Origin of the sequence: Paucibacter sp. KBW04, assembly GCF_003852425.1 — a bacterium.
In the GTDB taxonomy this organism is placed as follows: domain Bacteria; phylum Pseudomonadota; class Gammaproteobacteria; order Burkholderiales; family Burkholderiaceae_C; genus Paucibacter_A.
This window is the reverse complement of sequence record NZ_QAJN01000001.1, coordinates 769230-785865: the sequence shown is the minus strand read 5'-3', so window position 1 is coordinate 785865 and position 16636 is coordinate 769230. Positions and strand designations below refer to the sequence as shown.

Sequence of the window (16636 nt, the reverse complement as noted above, 5' to 3'; positions counted from 1 at the left end):
TTCACTTTTTCTTCAAGTCGGATACAAATTGGGCCGCGCGATTCGCCCCAACACGTCCAATATGCGCACGTAATTGAACTTTGCGATCCTCTGTTAGAACAGCAACCGGCTCTGCGTGCGCGTTTGAAACCAGCAATACATCCCCAGCCCCCAAGGCATTTAAATCGCCAATGAAGACGTCGGCTTGGCCTATCTCCACCTGCAACTGAACAGGCAGGTCGGCAAACGCCTGTCTCGGTACCCAATGGATCAAACTCTCCGGTTTGGGCCGGACCAGCAAGCCAAGTTTGAGCATTGCCTCGGCCGCCACCCTGACATGAACCTGTTTTCCCGGTGTTTTTAATTTGTACACGACACCAAAGTCGCCAACCATCTGCCTAGATTGATAAGGGCTTTGACTAAAATTTTCGTCCGATCCTACTTCGATGCATATCGAACGAGTAAATTCCTCTATTGCTTCCGCAGCAACCGCCAGGCTGGCGTCAGTAACGATATTGCCAAACCCGAAAATCCACCGCTCCACCTCACGTTTGTCTAAGCAGACTACCGGGCAATTCCCGCAATCATCTCTGTCATTTAACTGAACGTCAGGGGACTCAGCGACAGTAGCATCGCAATCTGCCCTTTCTACCAGCACCTCACTTGAGAAAGAACCACGAACTCCCCAATCTAAGCGCCATTTTTCGACCTTTGCGTCGAGGAGTGCCTTGAATTTCGTAAGTGCCTGGTCGGTGATCCAAACGATTGGCAACGCGTCGTCGTGTATCACCGATGTCCCTTCATATCAAAAAGGTCTTGTAACATTTCATTGGCGGTACTCACAATTCTCGATGATGCTTGGTATCCCCGCTGCATTACGATCAAGTCGCTGAACTCAGCAGAAAGATCAACATTAGAGCCTTCAATCTGTTTGGAAACGATCTTTCCGACTGTTTCAGTGCCGGCACGAGCTAATTTTGTCGGGGTCAATCCTTGAGCAGAAAACTCACTGGCGCCCAATTGACCGAGGTGAGCCGTTGACTCAAAGGTCGCCAACGCAAGGCTTGGGCCAACTGCAGAGGCCCCATTGGAATACTTGAGCGTAAGCTGTCCACTGCTGTCGAAGTCGACCTGTGTGACCGTGCCCGCAACCTGTCCGTCAAGCGAGGACACTGCTAATGTGGAAGTGGTTCCAGTTGAAAACGACGTCACTTGCTGCGAAAAATCCAATGCGATGTCGAAAGCGGGGACACCTGCTGGTGCGAACTTGAAATTCAACTTGTCTTTTCCGGAAACAGGCGTTCCAGCGAGAAATTGCAATTCGCCTGCTGGTGTCTCCACTGTGCCGTCCACGACAGTAACCGTCCAAGTTCCAGCCTCGCCAGTCTTAGGCTTAAACAACAGCTTCACAACATGCGCCCCACCAACGCCGTCTACCAACTTGAGCGAGTCGAGCGTGAAATTAGTAGCCGAACTAGACAAGTTCCCAGAAAACTTTACGCTCGTCGAGGCCTTAGGCTGACTGATCCTCAATCCGGTTAGGGAAATGACGTCTAGCTTTCCATCAGCAGACAGCCCCATTACCTGCCGGCCTGTTGCCCGAGAAACAAGATTTCCATCTTTATCAAACTCAAATTGGCCGGCACGGGTATAGGTATAACCATCATCTGTTGAGTCTTTAGTTATCAAAAATCCTTGGCCATCAATACTTACGTCCAACGAATTTCCGGTTTGCCGAACATCACCATCTTTAAAATTAATGAAAGTAGTTAACGCAGTAACCCCGGTCCCTGTTTGCCCCGAATTAACATCAGTCGAAAAGCCGCCCCCCTCCCCTCCCTGGTAATAGAGCGCGGCAAAATCTATATTTGACGATTTAAATCCAGGCGTATTCAGATTGGCAACATTATTACTAATTACCTTCAATCCTTTGGAGAACGTCTGCAGACCCGACATTCCGATGGAAATTGAATCAAACATTCAAAGACTCCTATTTGACTGTGACTAAACTTGAAATTCCAATGTCGGTCATTACGCTACCGTTATCCAGCGTAACGGTCAGGCGCGGCTCGCCGCCAACAAAGTTCAAAGCGGTGACCTTCCCACTAAACGTGCCGTTTTCGGCGCCAACCGTGACTTGCCTGCCCAAAAGACCCACTGACTGCATACTTCCCTGGACGGACAAGAGTTGGCCCAATTTGTCATCCAAGTTCTGAGTTTGCTGAAGCGACGTAAACTGCGCAAGCTGCGTAACAAACTCTTGATTATCCAAAGGCTTCAAAGGATCTTGATTATTCAATTGAGCAACCAAAATCCGCAAAAAATCCTGAATATTAACGGGGCTTGCTGCCAGTACATTTGTAGCCATCTAAAAATCCTTAGAGTTACTCACTTCGCTAGCTGGTCGAGCGGCAGAGGAGCTTTGTTCAAAAAATCCACGGGTGATGAAGGATGAACATCCAGCTGGCTCAACCTTAGCCCGTTCACATAAACGCGTAAACCTTCCGCACCGCGAGAGCGCAGCTCTTGGGCTAGGGCTGTACCCGCATAGAGTGCGGCGGCATGGCTCAACGCAGCATCACGAAGAGTGACCTGTACGCCTGCTTCATTGACTGACACGCGAAGTAGGCTCTGTTTGTAAGGCTGGGATATATCTTGCTGGCACGGCGCTGAACTGAATCGATTAGGTAATTGCTCATTTTCAGCATCAGTAGTGCAGACTCTGATGAGGTGGCCAACAGGCGGAGATACTGGAAGCAAGTTATTTGTCTGTACTTCCGCCTTTGGTGACTCTGACACCTGCTGTTCAATACTGAAGAACCCAACGTCACTTTTCACGACTAGCGCTGAAGCTACGCTCGCCTCGAACTCCCGCTTCAACACCGAGGAATTTCCAACCACCATCGACCTAGGCGCTACGAATTCAGCAACCTCATTTCCTTGCTGGTCAAACGTTGCGCGTTCAGATTCAGCAGGGAATGAATCTGTTGGCGGGGAGTCACTATTCGCGCCCCGAAGAGACTGTGCCGCGAAGGATTGAGTGGTTGACAATAAAGTCTCGGTCGCTCGATTCAAATCAGCCGGTACGGGGCTAGACCCTTCAACTTGAGGTTGTGATTCTGTGATACCCGCAACAGACGAACTGGGCCAGTTCGCGAGCCAAGCACGCTCCAAATGCATCATCCAGTTCGACAGTTCCTCCGATTTGTTACCCTCATACTTTTGACTGAGAGGCAAAGGAAATGGCGACATTGAAAGTGGATTCATGATCCAACCTCGTGTTCATCTGAGCTAAGCACCTGCCAAATTTCGTCAGCATCCACTTGGCTTGCTTTTACATCTGCTGAATCTGACTGCAGCAAAGCCCGACGAACTGCAGTTGCCAAGGCTCGTTTCTCACCCAGAGATCGACGCGCTTGAAGTTGCGCCTCGTTGAATAGTCGATCCGCCTCTATTGCCATTGATCGAGATTCGAACTCAACTTTCCGCGTCTGACTTTGATAGCCACGGAACAAAGCTTCATCCGCGGCGTGAAAGCTCTCTCGTTCAAGCCATGTACGCCACTGCTGCTGAACCTGCTCATTTGTCCCTTTCGCGTCCGCCCAAGCACGGTCAGCCTGCTGACTAAGCAGCCTCGCACCTGCAAGGTGCTGAGCATCAAGCATCGCCTTGATTTCAGCTGCGCGCTTCGCAACAAGTAGCCAGCGCCGTTGGCCAAGTTTGCTCATCGCACTACCCCGCTCGATTCAGTCAGAGCTCTACATAAGCTTTGATACGTTTGGTCAAATGACGAGACCTCGTCTAGCTTTTGTCGCAAGAATTGCGTTATTCCGGGAATGCGCAGCAATGCCTGGTCGAGCTCCGGGTTGGTACCTGCCTTGTAAAGGCCCATTTCGACCATTTCGCGATGTCTGTGGTGAACCGACAGTACCCCTCTCAAGCGATTGGCCGCATCCAATGTGGACACATCGGCCACTTGGCGTTCTAGGCGACTGATGCTTTTCAGCAAATCAACGGCTGGGAAATGGCCTTCATTCGCAAGCTCTCGGCTTAGAACGATCTGTCCATCAAGTGTTGCCCGCAAAGTATCAGCAATAGGTTCGTTGTGGTCATCGCCTTCGACCAGCACGGTGTACATCGCAGTAATTGCCCCTCCACTTGCGATCGAGCCACAGCGCTCACACAGCGCAGGAATCTCAGAGAAGACACTGGGCGTGTAGCCTCTCGAAGTTGGAGGCTGTCCGGCCGCCAAGTCGATCTCCCTGCGGGCCATTGCGAATCGCGTCACCGAATCCATCAGCAAAAAGACTGAGTTCCCCTGATCTCGAAAGTACTCTGCATACGCGGTGGCGGTATACGCGGCCCGCGCACGAACGACGGCTGGCTCGTCAGAAGTCGCCACCACCAAAATTGTGTGTGACCTAGTTTCCTGCGATAGGCAATGCTCAATGAAGTCTTGTACTTCCCGACCACGCTCACCAATCAAGGCGACGACATTGACATCCGCTTGCACGTTCCGAGCCAACATCCCCATCAACGAGCTTTTACCTATTCCACTACCCGCGAAAATTCCAAGGCGCTGCCCGCGCCCTAACGGCAGTAAACCGTCAATGACTCGGATACCAGTGAACACACGTTCGGAAATGGGCTCACGCAAAAGCGGATTGAGTGGCTTACGGCGCAGGCTTGCGACACCGGTTGAACTAGGCCCAGGCAACCCATCTAGCGGCACGCCGAAGGCATCAACTACCCGACCCAAATAGCCCATTCCCACCGGTACGGAGGGGGCCGTTTCCAGTGCAACAACTTCAGCGCCAACAGTCAGGCCTTTGGTGTCACCATAGGGCAGCAAAGTCACGCGTCCTTCGCGCAAAGCAATGACTTCGGCCTGAGACTTTTGCCCTGCCCAGCGAATCTCTACGAGGTCACCTAGGGCGCAAATTGGCCCTGTGGACTCCACCCCTAACGATTGAACCCGGCTGACTTTCCCCGACCACTGATATATCGGAAAGTTGCGGGCGACGCTTCGCAGGTCAGGGGAAGATGCTTTGCTCATGAAACTTGAATTGCCGCACGAAACTCGTCCAAACTCTGACGCAGTCGACCCAGTTGGACCTCCAACCGTGCATCAACTTCCCCTTGCTCTGAAACAATTCGACAGCCACCAACGGCAACGTCTTCACTCCCCGCAAAAATCACCGATTTATCTGCCGTCAATGCATCACCCTTGAGACCTTCGCGCAACCAGCGCAAATCTTGAGGATGCAATTCAACAGTTAGGGACTGCCATGCATTGCATTCCTTCAGCACGCGGCGAACCGCACCCAAGGCAACTTGAGGATCACTCAGCGCGTCAGCCAACAAGCGATTGACCGCAACGAAAGCGAATTCGCTCATCTCGACCTGCAAACGCTCGACTTGCTTGGCCCAAGCAAGACTTGCGCCCTCCATAAGATTGGCAACTTCAACGGCTTGGGCGGCCAAGGCCTTTTCTAGCTCACCCTTTGCTTGCTGTCTTCCTAGTTCTAGACCCTCCAAGCGAGCCTTCTCTTTGTTAATCGCAAGCGCCCTGAAGGCCTCCTCTTCAGCCCGATGAGCTGCTTCAATGGAAGGCGTACGGTCTAGTGCGATTGGCTTTCCTTCGTGTTGGTGCTCTTCAACTCGTTTCGGTCTGGTCTGAACAGATGCTCTCGTTAGAGCACTCGACGTCAACACGGTCCGCTTAAGGATTCCCGCACTCAAAGCGATTCTCCGAAACGGATGGCGCACCTTGCGTACTTAGCTCGAAGCGCACGCTCCAGGGCCTCGTTTAGGGCCGGGGCATTGGGCCAATCTTGAAGCAGCGCGCCTACCTCGGCACTTGAGTCGCTAGGTAGGCGGGCCAAGAACTCCTTTACGGCACGCTCATTGAGACTTTGAAGGCAGCGCGCGACAAGGAGAGGAGGTTCTTGAGCAAGTAGCTCAATCGCTTCATCCGCTCCCATAGAAAACCAAGGAGACCGTTCTGCCGGCACTTCAGTTAGCCTCCCTTGATACGAGAGCACCTGCTTCAATACATCTGCGTCGCCAGGAATTCCAAGTGCCCTCAATTCTTCGAGTAAAGGGCGCACCTGCGCCTGTTGTGAAGGGGCAAGCCGTTCAATCAACCATGCCTGGTCCTCAGGACTCAAGGCATGCAACTCCAATGCGGCTCGCCGCATTCTCGCCAATGTCGGTGTCTCACTGATCACGCGACACCTCCGTCGCCATCAAGCCAACCCCTGACCGACCGCAGAACAGCTTCCCGCTGATCTGCTGACAGGCTTTCGTTCCGCGACAACGCACTAGGCCGCGAGCGGCTCTTCAGCCACAAGGAAAGACCTACCAACAAAAGAACCACGCCAAGCAGTACCACCAACACCCGCACAACATTTGAAGCCTCTGATGTGGCGGAATGGCGTATCGGTAGCAGAGGCTCTTCGTTCCCCTCTTTTCGTCCAGTATCGATAGCTGACGCGGGACTCTTGGCAATGCCTGCCCCGGTCATGGAATAGACCGTGACCATATCGCCACGAGCCAGCTGCGCGCCAACCGCAGCCTGCAAGAGCTCTCGCGCATGAACTAGTTGTTGTTCATCTTCTACTGCTCGTACCACAGCGGCAACATGAATTCGTGCGACTCCTCCAGGCGCCGACACCACTTGCTCTGTCCGTCGACCCGTCAAATAGTCTGACTCTTGTGTCGTCGTCACTGGTCCAGCTGACTTATCACCCTCACCGCCAATATCACGGGTCACGCTTCGCTCACGGACGAGCACCCCGGTTGGGATCTGTTCCTTGGGCAAATTAGCTGCTGCCAGGACCTCTTCGGTTGTAACTTTGGACTGAACATTACTCAACGCAACGTCGACCGTCACCAACGCGCCGTCTTTACCGAAGAGCTTCTCCAAAACTCTGCTCGCCTTCTCGCTGAGGTGAAGTTCAAGCTCTTTCTTGGAATCCAGCTGCCCCCCCGCTACGAGCGAGTTAGACGAGCCATCATCGCCCGCGCTACGTGAGAGTGGGATTCCATGTTGGTTCAAGACTGTCACGTCTTCAGCCTTCACCTCGGGCACCGAAGCTCCAACCAGGCGTTGAATTCCCTGAACTTGCCCAGGCGTCAGCGTGTGGCCTTGCTTCATGGCAACGGTCACCGATGCTTTACTTCTACTACTATCTTTTCGAAAAAGCCCTTGTTCAGGCAATGCAAGGTGTACGCGCGCTGACTGAACTTCTTCTATCGACCCAATAGTCCGCGTTAGCTCTCCTTGAAGTGCTCGCTGGTAATTGACCTTTTGCACAAAGTCGCTGGCACCAAATTCTGCGTTGTTGAAGAGTTCAAAGCCGACGCCTCCGTGCAGTGGCAACTGACGCCCCATCAGCGCCATCCGCACTTTGTGAACCGAGTTTTCAACAACCAAGATGCTGTGGCCATTGGCAGCCACTTCATAAGGTACTTTTAGCTTGTCCAACTCGCGCGCTACGGTCGCGGCATCCTGGTCAGATAGATCAGAGAAGAGTACGCCATATGGGGCGCGAAACGACCACCAGGCCAGTGCTGCAACAAGCAAAACAATCAGTGCCATGCCTAGCAGCAACCCAACACGTCGCGCCCCAGACAAGTCGCGCCAAAAACTATTCAACTCAGACATTTCTTACACCTGCATCCGCATGACTTCTTGGTAGGCTTCAAGCACTCTCGCCCGGACTTGAATCGCGAGCTGAAACGACAAACGCGCCTGCTCAAGTTGAATCATCGTGTCGTGGACGCTGGCCGTCCCCCCCACTGCCAGTTGCTGCGCGGCCCTCTCGGCATCGACCATCTGCGTATTGACCTGGGAAATTTCGTGGGCAATCCAGTTCCCAAACTGGGCCGTTGGTGCACCTCCCGCCGATGACACCGCGTTGGCACCGGACAGATTGGGCGCCACAGCCTCGATCGCAGTTACCGAAGGGTTCATCGGGCACCTCCAATGTCAAGCGCACGTGTTGCCATCGACCGCGCGAATCCCGCAGCGGCCACGTTAGCCTCATAGGCTCGCAGAGCACTCATGGCAGAAATCATCTCGGTTGCCTGGTCGACCCCGGGATATCGAACAAACCCTTGCGCATCCGCATGCGGATGGCCTGGGTCACGCACCATTCTGGGACTAACATCTGTCTGTACAACTCGCGTCAATGGCTGCATCGGCATAGCTGCACCCGAGTCGGCAAGCAACAAGCGCGAAAAGTCCATGGCAATTGGGCTAGCCACCAATCGGGTGGGCTTGTATGCATCCGCGTTAGACGACGAACTGCTGTGCATATTCGCCAAATTCAACGTCGCCACTTCCAGGCGACGTTTTTCCAGGGTCATCCCAGCTGCGCTTACTTCAAATATGGCTCGGTAATCCATCATCGTTTCCCATCAGAAACAGCGAGTGACATAAGGGACATCTCACGATCCAGCACCTTTACCAGGGCTTGGTAGTGCATGCTGTTTCGAGCAAGTGCAGATACCTCCATGTCCAACTCCACTTTCGATCCCAGTGCAGCTGCCACGACTGAGGGCTGCAAAACTTCCAAATCACGAGGTTGAACTGGCTGGCGATCCGACAGCGCCGCACGCACATGGCCAAGATGCTCTTCAAAACGGACGGAAGAAGGCAAATAACCCTCCACATTAGCGTTGGCAATGTTCTGAGCATGAACGGCTTGGCGCAGCGTTGCTACGTCGAGCGCCCTACCCACCAGAGCCAAAGTTGTCGGATCAATCATTTGCATAGCTAGGTCCAAGAGTAAAAATCACTGGATAATCAGCTCGGCATGCAGGGCGCCGGCCGCCTTGATAGCTTGCAAAATTGCGATGATGTCGCGAGTTTTTGTCTTGAGGCGAGTCAACGCCTGAACCAGATCAGCCACCGTGGTGTCCCCCGCGGGAACAAATTTTGTGCTGCCTCCATCTTCAACAATCAGGCGGCTATTGGTCACAACTTGGGTTCGAACGCCCGCTCCAGTTTGTCGAACCAGTAAGGGCTGCGACACAGACGTTTCAGCTTCAACCGTGACTTTCAAATCGTCATGCGACACAGCCACTTTGGAAATTCGTACGTCTCCACCGGTGACTACAGTTCCTGTCCGCTCATTCACGATCACCCGTGCCTGCCGGTCTGGCATCACAGACAGCGTTTCCAACTGACGCATGTAAGCAGGAATCTGGCTTCGAAACGCTTCTGGCACGCGGATGTCAATGCCTGACGCATCACGCACTTCCGCAACCTCTGATCCCGTTGATTCATTGATGGCATCGGCAATTCGGCCGGCGGTCGTGAAGTCCGCAGAATGCAGCACGTAGGTGATCGCTTCGACCGGTGCTCGCTCTCCGACAAGGCCCAACTCCACCGTTGCGCCACCCGAGACTAACCCGACGGTGGGGTGATTCTTTTGCACCAAGTTGTTGTTAGCGTCGTATCGATAGCCGCCGACGGTAAGTGCGCCCTGCGCCAGCGCATAGACCCGTCCATCGGGTCCTTTCAATGGCGTCATCAACAAGCTGCCGCCAGCCAGGCTTCTTGCATCACCTACCGAAGTTACGGTGACGTCCAAAGTATCACCAGCACGCGAATAGCTAGCCAAGCTGGCCGTAACAGTCACGACAGCCACGTTGCGGCTCAAGATATCGTCGCTCGGGACAGCAAGGTCAAAACGAGACAGAAGATTGGCGATCGACTGACGTGTTGCCTTGCTGCGCTGTGAGTCACCTGTGCCAGCAAGACCTGTGACCAATCCGAAGCCGACCAGACTGTTCTCGCGAGATGCACTGAGCCGACCCAAATCCTTGATTCGAATTGGCTGCGCATAAGCATCTACGTTAGTCAATGCAACGCTCATCAAGGCCAACGCAATCCATTTCGGTGACAAATGAAATTTCATCTCAAACCCCAAACAGTCCCAGCAGCTTTTGCCACCAAGCCGGACGCTGTCGATCACCAAGGACACCATCGCCTGAGAAGGAAATTTTCGCGTCTGCGACCCGTGTTGACAGCACCGTATTCAGTTCCGTGATGTCCTTTGGCCGAACATGCCCTTCAAGCTTGATCACCTGACGCTCACCATTCACTTCCAAACTTTGTTCGCCAGAGACGAAGAGATCGCCGTTTGCCAAAACTTCGCGAACAAAGACCGTCAATTGGCCAAGGACCTTTCCTGCACGTTGGGTACGTCCTCCCCCAGAAAAGTCACTGTTGGCGCCAACCCCTGCACTTTTATTGAACGTGGGTGTACTGATGCTCAAGCCAACATTTGAATCCCTGTTGGCACCCGTATCTGCCGTACTCGATGCGCTAGCGTTCTCGAAAATAATCACGGTCACTAGATCACCCACCTTGTGGCCACGGCGATCTGAGGTCAACGCTTGGTAGCTTGACTCCGAATACAGGCTCCCTCGCGCGGCGGGTCCCGCCTTGGATTCAACTGTCTGTGCGAATGAGCCAACCATCAGCCCACAGCCAAAGATCAAAATCAGGTGACATCTCATGGGCTATCGCTCTAAAACTACAGTTGAAAAGTCTTCAAGAACGCCGGTAAATATGCTGCGGCTCCCCTTTATTTGAGCGCGCACCCTTTCTCCCACTGAGGCGTCAGCAACCAATGTTGCAAGCGTTTCAAGTTCAATACCTCTGCTTCGCCAGCGAACGGTCACTTCATCACCTTGAAGACGTTGATTGATGGGAACCAAATTTGAGTCGTCTAGTCGCTCCGCTTTTCGCAGGGGACGTCGAAGGCGCCCCACGGGCGCAGAGATGGAGGTCGACTTGACGATGGCGCCAGGAGGCCAGGCGAACTGGGCCCAGTCGAAGTCCTCACTGCGCACACTTTGCCCACTTGAAAAGTTCTTTCTGGAAACCCAAGCCATGGTGCTCAAGTTCAACTGAACTGGAATCGCGACAGCAGTCACTTTTCCATTCATGCCGACACGCTCCAACTCCAGCTTGGATGGCCCCACCACCCAACGAATGCCCTGCGAAGACAATCGAAGGTCACCCTGCGTGTCTCCTACCTCCTTCGGCACGACCGAAGTACATGTCATTGACACCGATATCTGCCTGTCCAGCCCAGCACGCTCAACAAGACGTCGAACCTCCTCACACCGTGACAAAGGCAAAAGATCGACTGGAGCCGCGACAGCACCCATTGAGCCAACGTAAAGCCCCACAAGCAAAAATGCCTTAAAGGTCATTTGCGAAGGTTGTTGGTCATGCCCGCAATCTCGTCCGCAGCCTGAATGACTTTGACATTCATTTCATAGGCCCGTTGGGCCACCATCAGCTGCACCATTTCATCAACCAACTTCACATTGGAATTTTCCAGGTAGCCCTGCATCAAGCGTCCGGCACCAGCATCGCCAGGCGTCCCAGCAACAGGCTCACCGGCAAGTGCGTTGGCTCGAAAAACATTGTCACCAGCAGCTGTAAGCGCTCCTGAATTGGCAAACGTGATCACGTCAAGTCGACCAAGATTCAATTCATGCCCTTTGCTGTCGACGCTGACGACTTGCCCGTCCTGACCCACTGTCAACGACTTCACGTCGGTTGGCACCTGAATTCGCTGCTTCAAAACAAATCCCTCCGACGTCGAAAGGAGGTTGTCTGCGTTTACCTGAAGCGTGCCGCCCCGCGAATAGGCCGTGCTGCCATCCGGTGAAAGCACTTCAATAAAGCCATTGCCCTGAATGGCCAAGTCCATCGGCGATTCCGTACGTTTCAAATCGCCGGCAGCAAACATGCGAAGCTGGCTACCGATAGACACCCCTGCGCTCATCGCAGGGCTCAAAACTGATTCCCGTCCATCCGCGGGCTGCCCCTCACGCTGGACCAAATCATGAAAGTTCACGCTTGAGCGTTTGAAGCCAGTCGTGTTGACATTCGCCACATTGTTTGCAATCACGTTCAACTGCGTCTGCTGGGCTTGCATGCCGGTAGCAGCGATGTACAGCGCATCATTCATCAAGCTTCTCCAAACTTTCGAATCGACTTTTCGAGCATCTCATCGGCGCCTTGAATCAGGCGGGCCATGGACTCCGCATGGCGGATCGTTGTCATCAACTCCACCATCTCCTGTGACGACACGACATTGGATGCCTCGCTTTGCCCAACAAGCACGCGAGGAGTGCTGACGGCCTGCATGTCAGCTTTGTTGGGTGCAATGAAGAGCCCATCGCCTATTGAGACGATTGGGGCCTCAGCGGCAACACTGACTACCTGCAAGGTGCCAACTTGGACGTCATCCGCAAAGACTTTCCCGTCCGAAGAAATGCGAATCTGAGTAGCCCCTGGCGGTAGGCGAATATCGCCGCCCAGACCTTGGACAACCTGCCCAGCAGATGTCACCAAGCGCCCTGAGGCGTCCCCATGAAGACTGCCCCCACGAGACAACAGTGAATCACCCGAAGCACTCGACACCATCAGGAACTCTCGTCCGTCAAGCGACACATCTAACGGACTCCCCGTGCTGCGTAAGCGTCCAGTAGACATATCCGTATGCACGGATGCTCCGGCGTACTTACCGGCTTCGGCGTCCACCAAACCAGAAAACGGCGTTAAAACGGCGAGTTGCCGCTTGTAGCCCGGCGTTGATACATTCGCCACGTTGTGACTGATCACTCGCAAGCGCTCGGTGTCTTGCTGCAATCCGATGGCGGCGACTTCAATGATGCTCATGATGCTTTCCCTTGGACCTCAGTGGCCAACGCCGGTAGCGCAACGCTTCCAAATGCCTTTAGCGCTACGTTTCCTGGAACCTCCGTGACAGCTAGGACGCGCATGTGCGGCAATGCTCGTTCGGTCAGGCTGCGAAGATGGCGTCGCAGATCTGGTGCGCAGAGCAAGACAGGCAACAAATTGCCACGCATCATTTGCTCTGCAAGGCCCGCGACGCGACTCAACAACTGCTCCACCAACTTCGGGTCAGCGGCAAAGCTGCTTTGTTCAATGCCGCTACGCAACTTGTTTTCTAAGGCAGGGTCCAGCGTCAACACCTGCAAAACTGCAGCCTCACCCATCAGTTGCTGACAGATAGCCGCGCCCAGCCTCTGCCTAACAGCCTCTGTCAACAAAGCCGCATCTTTGGTACTGCGCCCGACATCGGCCAAGGTCTCCAAGATGGCGTCCACATTTCGAAGGCCAACTTTTTCTTTCAACAAATTCTGCAAAACCTTTTGAATGTCGACGATGCTCAACAGTGAGGGCACAACCTCCTCGACCAAGCCAGGCTGAGACTCACGCACACGATTCAGGAGCTTGTCCGTTTCAACACGCGTGACGAGACTTGCACAGTGCTGCCTAAGAGTCTCACTAAGGTGGGTGATGAACACAGTGGGCGGGTCGACCAAGGTATACCGAGAGGCTCGCGCTCTTTCACGATCGCCCTCTTCAATCCACACCGCGGGTAGCCCATAGGTGGGCTCCTTGGTCTCTACCCCCGGAATCAATTTCGTATCCCCACTTGCGTGAATCGCCAATATCCGATCCGGCATCAACTCCCCTCGACCATGAATGACCCCGTAAATGCTGATCTCATAAGCATGGACTGCGATCTTCGGATCAACTTTGAATCGAACAGGTGGAAGCAACACGCCAAGTTCAGATGCGAACTGAGTTCTGAACGCGGCAACCCTTTGGTGCAGCACCGACCCCTCACCGTCGGCAAGTGGAGCAAGTTGCGGGGCTATTCGTACATCGACTGGCTCAACTCTTGGCAGTGGCGATTCACCCGTCTTTTCCTTGGAGGGCTCAGATTCCGTATCAGCCGCGATCTCACCTTCATATCGAATCCGCATGTGCGCAAAGCCACCAAATAGGCAGAGCACAGCGACCACCACCACAACAGGCACTGCCGGTATGCCGGGCAAAAAGGCCAGCACACCAATCGTAGCGACCACAATCCAAACCACCTTCGGAAAGGAAGTCAGTTGGCGCAAGACCTCTCCACCCAGATTTGTGTCTGAGGCAGAACGGGTGACGATGATGCCGGTTCCAACTGCTATGACCAAGGCCGGGATTTGAGTGACGATTCCATCACCGACCGTCAACAACGTATACGTATGCAAGGCCTGATCCCACGCCATACCCAACTGCATCACGCCAATGATCAGTCCGCCGATGATGTTGATTAGCAGAATGACGATCCCCGCGATTGCGTCACCCTTTACAAACTTGCTAGCGCCATCCATTGCGCCGTAGAACCCTGCCTGCTTTTCGAGTACCTTGCGGCGGCGCTGGGCTTCGGCTTGATCGATAAAACCCATATTGAGGTCGGCATCGATGCTCATTTGCTGACCTGGCATGCTGTCCAAAGTAAATCGGGCTGCGACCTCAGACACACGCTGAGCCCCGCTGGTCACGACAACGTACTGCACAACAACGAGTATCAAAAATACGATCAAACCAATGACATAGTTGCCGCCAACCACGTAAGAACCAACAGCTTGAATTACGTGCCCTGCATCAGCATCCGTCAGGATCAAGCGCGTGGCGGCAACATTCAAGGCGAGCCGAAACAAAGTGGCGATCAAGAGAAGCGACGGAAAGGTCGAGAACTCAACCGGTCGGTGCATGTAGAACGTGAGTAGCAACAGCATCAAAGCAAAGCTCACGTTCATCAAAATCAAAATGTCTAACAACCATGATGGCACCGGCGCGAAGAGCACCGTAAGGATGCCCATAACGAGCAGCGCCAACAGGATGTCAGCATGGGGGCCAAGTACTCGACGTAGCGCGTTCAAGAGCCCCCCCCTCCCACCACGGAGCTTGGCCAGGCTTTAGCCTTTGCCATCTTGGCCGTCTGTGCCCAAACCAACAACTTGGCGATCTGCGGATACCAGCGCTCAGGTACGAAAGCCTCGTGATCAACTTCCTTGAAAAGCGCTCGCGCTAAGGCGGGGCTTTGCACGATAGGGACATGCGATTGGTAGGCCAAATCGCGCATTCTTTTGGCGAGCCCACCTGCACCCTTTGCGATCAATTGAGGTGCCACCGACTCACCATGACGGTAGCGAATAGCAACAGCCAAGTGCGTTGGATTGGTCACCAGCAAATCAGCATTCGAAACATTGTTTACGGCTTTGGTCCGCCGCAAGTGCTCCAAACGAAGTTCGCGCAATCGAGCCTTGATGCGAGGGTCCCCATCGCGATGCTTATGCTCATCCGTCATTTCCCGACGACTCATGCGCAAGGTTCGCAGGTAGTCCCAACGCGTGTAGAGCAAATCCACAATTGCGAAAATTGCCAGCACTGCACACAACTTGCCAGTCAAACCGCCGGCCGCATCGAGCAAGAGGTGAATGAAGGCCTTTGGCGAGCTCGATTGAAGCTTCGCTGCGCCTGGCAGCAGCGCTTTGAGCGCCATCCAGGCAACTGCCGTCATGGCAAGCAATTTAAGGGAGCTCTTAACCGCTTCAAACACAAGCTTCATAGAGAACATTCGCTTGAAACCCGTCAGCGGATTCAGCCGACTCCAATCAGGCTTCAATGGGGTGGTGCTGAATACCGGGCCCGTTTGCAAAAGCTGAGTCACGACTGCGACTACGACCAAAACCAAAAGCAAAGGACCAAGCACTTTCAAAGCCTCAAACATGGCTGCGCTTATCCACTGGGACGCCTCACCCGCAGTATTCGGCCCGGCCACACTGCGACTCAAACCCAGCTTCATCAAGGCTGCCATGCCCCGTACCGCGCTTGGAGCCAATGCGAAAATCGATACCGTCGCCACAAGGAGGACAGCCAATGACATCGCATCGGCACTCTTGGCGACCTGCCCACGCTTCTTTGCCTCTTCAAGTTTGAAGGGAGACGCCTTTTCATTTCGGTCTAGGTCTTGCTCGGCACTCATCGCAACACACCGTCCCAAAACCTAAAAAGCCCCGCATAAGCGCGAGACATGACTGGACCAACAAAGGCCGCAGTAATCGCCAAGACGATCAAACCCACCAAAATCTTGGCTGACACCGCAACAAAAAATACATTCATCTGCGGCAGCACCCTGGACGTAATCATCAGCACCACTTCGAGCAACAGCAAGATGAACAAGGTTGGCGCGATAACAGCTAAGGCAGTCGTAAACATCGCCGCAACAGGCCGCAGCAAGTCAACCACCCCTGATTGCCAACCCTGTGTACCAGGGGGCACCGCTTCAAGTGAAAAGACAACGCCCCGCAAAAACGCTTGATGCCCTTCCACCCCGAAAAAATACATAACAGCAAACATCGCCAAGACTGAACCCAGGACCGGTGTGTTTGCCCGAGTCACAGGGTCAAATAACGTCCCCACACCAAACCCCATCTGCAAATCCAAAATCTGACCCGCCATTGAAAACGAGGCAAATGCACACTGCAGAGCAAAACCCATCAGCGCGCCAGTCAACGCTTCGGCAATAACTGCGAACACGAATGACCCGGGCGCTGCTACGCTCATCGGCGCTCGAACTTGCAACGCACCCACAAGGAATCCGGCCAGCGCGAAACCAAGCAATACGATTACCGTAGCTGGCAATTTCGCAGCCGAGACAAAGGGACTCAAGAACAACAAGACCCCAATGCGCACCCATACAAGTAGGGTTGTCAGCATCCATCCTTCGTCGAGTACCTTCAGCATGAAGTCTCTCGA

General features: G+C 53.9%; 19 protein-coding genes. All 19 read right to left on the bottom strand.

The features are described 5' to 3' along the window. Position 1 precedes the first annotated feature (1 nt). A complete protein-coding gene (locus DBR47_RS03490) occupies positions 2–769 on the bottom strand; it encodes a FliM/FliN family flagellar motor switch protein (protein WP_124446872.1) in 768 nt (255 codons plus the stop codon). After that, positions 766–1959, bottom strand: a complete 1194-nt coding sequence (locus DBR47_RS03485) for a flagellar hook protein FlgE (protein WP_124446870.1) — start codon at positions 1957–1959, stop codon at positions 766–768. The genes DBR47_RS03490 and DBR47_RS03485 overlap by 4 nt, the downstream gene beginning before the upstream one ends. Before the next feature lie 10 nt (positions 1960–1969). Next, a complete protein-coding gene (locus DBR47_RS03480; RefSeq protein ID WP_124446868.1) occupies positions 1970–2347 on the bottom strand; it encodes a flagellar hook assembly protein FlgD in 378 nt (125 codons plus the stop codon). Positions 2348–2367: 20 nt separating this feature from the next. After that, entirely contained in the window at positions 2368–3246 is an 879-nt protein-coding gene (locus tag DBR47_RS03475; RefSeq protein ID WP_124446866.1) for a hypothetical protein, read from the bottom strand. Continuing rightward, the gene (locus DBR47_RS03470) at positions 3243–3707 is read right to left on the bottom strand and encodes a hypothetical protein (RefSeq protein ID WP_124446864.1); all 465 of its coding nucleotides are present in this window, start codon (positions 3705–3707) and stop codon (positions 3243–3245) included. The genes DBR47_RS03475 and DBR47_RS03470 overlap by 4 nt, the downstream gene beginning before the upstream one ends. Beyond that, a complete protein-coding gene (locus DBR47_RS03465; protein ID WP_124446862.1) occupies positions 3704–5035 on the bottom strand; it encodes a FliI/YscN family ATPase in 1332 nt (443 codons plus the stop codon). The genes DBR47_RS03470 and DBR47_RS03465 overlap by 4 nt, the downstream gene beginning before the upstream one ends. After that, the gene (locus tag DBR47_RS03460; RefSeq protein WP_124446860.1) at positions 5032–5463 is read right to left on the bottom strand and encodes a FliH/SctL family protein; all 432 of its coding nucleotides are present in this window, start codon (positions 5461–5463) and stop codon (positions 5032–5034) included. The genes DBR47_RS03465 and DBR47_RS03460 overlap by 4 nt, the downstream gene beginning before the upstream one ends. A 742-nt stretch (positions 5464–6205) precedes the next feature. Beyond that, complete coding sequence (gene fliF / locus DBR47_RS03455; RefSeq protein ID WP_124446858.1) at positions 6206–7648, bottom strand: flagellar basal-body MS-ring/collar protein FliF; 1443 nt, start codon at positions 7646–7648, stop codon at positions 6206–6208. Positions 7649–7651: 3 nt separating this feature from the next. Then, entirely contained in the window at positions 7652–7957 is a 306-nt protein-coding gene (fliE, locus tag DBR47_RS03450; protein WP_124446856.1) for a flagellar hook-basal body complex protein FliE, read from the bottom strand. Continuing rightward, the gene (gene flgC, locus DBR47_RS03445; RefSeq protein ID WP_124446854.1) at positions 7954–8391 is read right to left on the bottom strand and encodes a flagellar basal body rod protein FlgC; all 438 of its coding nucleotides are present in this window, start codon (positions 8389–8391) and stop codon (positions 7954–7956) included. Before flgC ends, fliE begins: the two co-directional genes overlap by 4 nt. Beyond that, positions 8391–8759: a flagellar basal body rod protein FlgB gene (gene flgB, locus DBR47_RS03440; protein ID WP_124446852.1), complete on the bottom strand. Its 369-nt coding sequence runs from the start codon at positions 8757–8759 to the stop codon at positions 8391–8393. Before flgB ends, flgC begins: the two co-directional genes overlap by 1 nt. Before the next feature lie 21 nt (positions 8760–8780). Next, on the bottom strand, positions 8781–9908 hold the full coding sequence (locus tag DBR47_RS03435) for a flagellar basal body P-ring protein FlgI (protein ID WP_124446850.1): 1128 nt from the start codon (positions 9906–9908) through the stop codon (positions 8781–8783). 1 nt (position 9909) lies between these two features. After that, on the bottom strand, positions 9910–10473 hold the full coding sequence (locus DBR47_RS03430; protein WP_255420646.1) for a flagellar basal body L-ring protein FlgH: 564 nt from the start codon (positions 10471–10473) through the stop codon (positions 9910–9912). Between the two features lie 42 nt (positions 10474–10515). Next, on the bottom strand, positions 10516–10944 hold the full coding sequence (locus DBR47_RS24655; protein WP_197046838.1) for a flagella basal body P-ring formation protein FlgA: 429 nt from the start codon (positions 10942–10944) through the stop codon (positions 10516–10518). Positions 10945–11210: 266 nt separating this feature from the next. Continuing rightward, positions 11211–11981: a flagellar basal-body rod protein FlgG gene (flgG, locus tag DBR47_RS03420; RefSeq protein WP_124446844.1), complete on the bottom strand. Its 771-nt coding sequence runs from the start codon at positions 11979–11981 to the stop codon at positions 11211–11213. After that, positions 11981–12694, bottom strand: coding sequence for a flagellar hook-basal body protein (locus tag DBR47_RS03415; RefSeq protein WP_124446842.1), 714 nt, complete (start codon positions 12692–12694; stop codon positions 11981–11983). The genes flgG and DBR47_RS03415 overlap by 1 nt, the downstream gene beginning before the upstream one ends. Beyond that, entirely contained in the window at positions 12691–14757 is a 2067-nt protein-coding gene (locus tag DBR47_RS03410; protein ID WP_124446840.1) for a flagellar biosynthesis protein FlhA, read from the bottom strand. The genes DBR47_RS03415 and DBR47_RS03410 overlap by 4 nt, the downstream gene beginning before the upstream one ends. Next, positions 14754–15863 carry a flagellar biosynthesis protein FlhB gene (locus DBR47_RS03405; RefSeq protein WP_124446838.1) on the bottom strand — a complete coding sequence of 370 codons (1110 nt, stop codon included), beginning with the start codon at positions 15861–15863 and terminating at the stop codon, positions 14754–14756. The genes DBR47_RS03410 and DBR47_RS03405 overlap by 4 nt, the downstream gene beginning before the upstream one ends. Next, positions 15860–16624, bottom strand: coding sequence for a flagellar biosynthetic protein FliR (locus tag DBR47_RS03400; protein WP_124446836.1), 765 nt, complete (start codon positions 16622–16624; stop codon positions 15860–15862). The genes DBR47_RS03405 and DBR47_RS03400 overlap by 4 nt, the downstream gene beginning before the upstream one ends. Positions 16625–16636 lie beyond the last annotated feature (12 nt).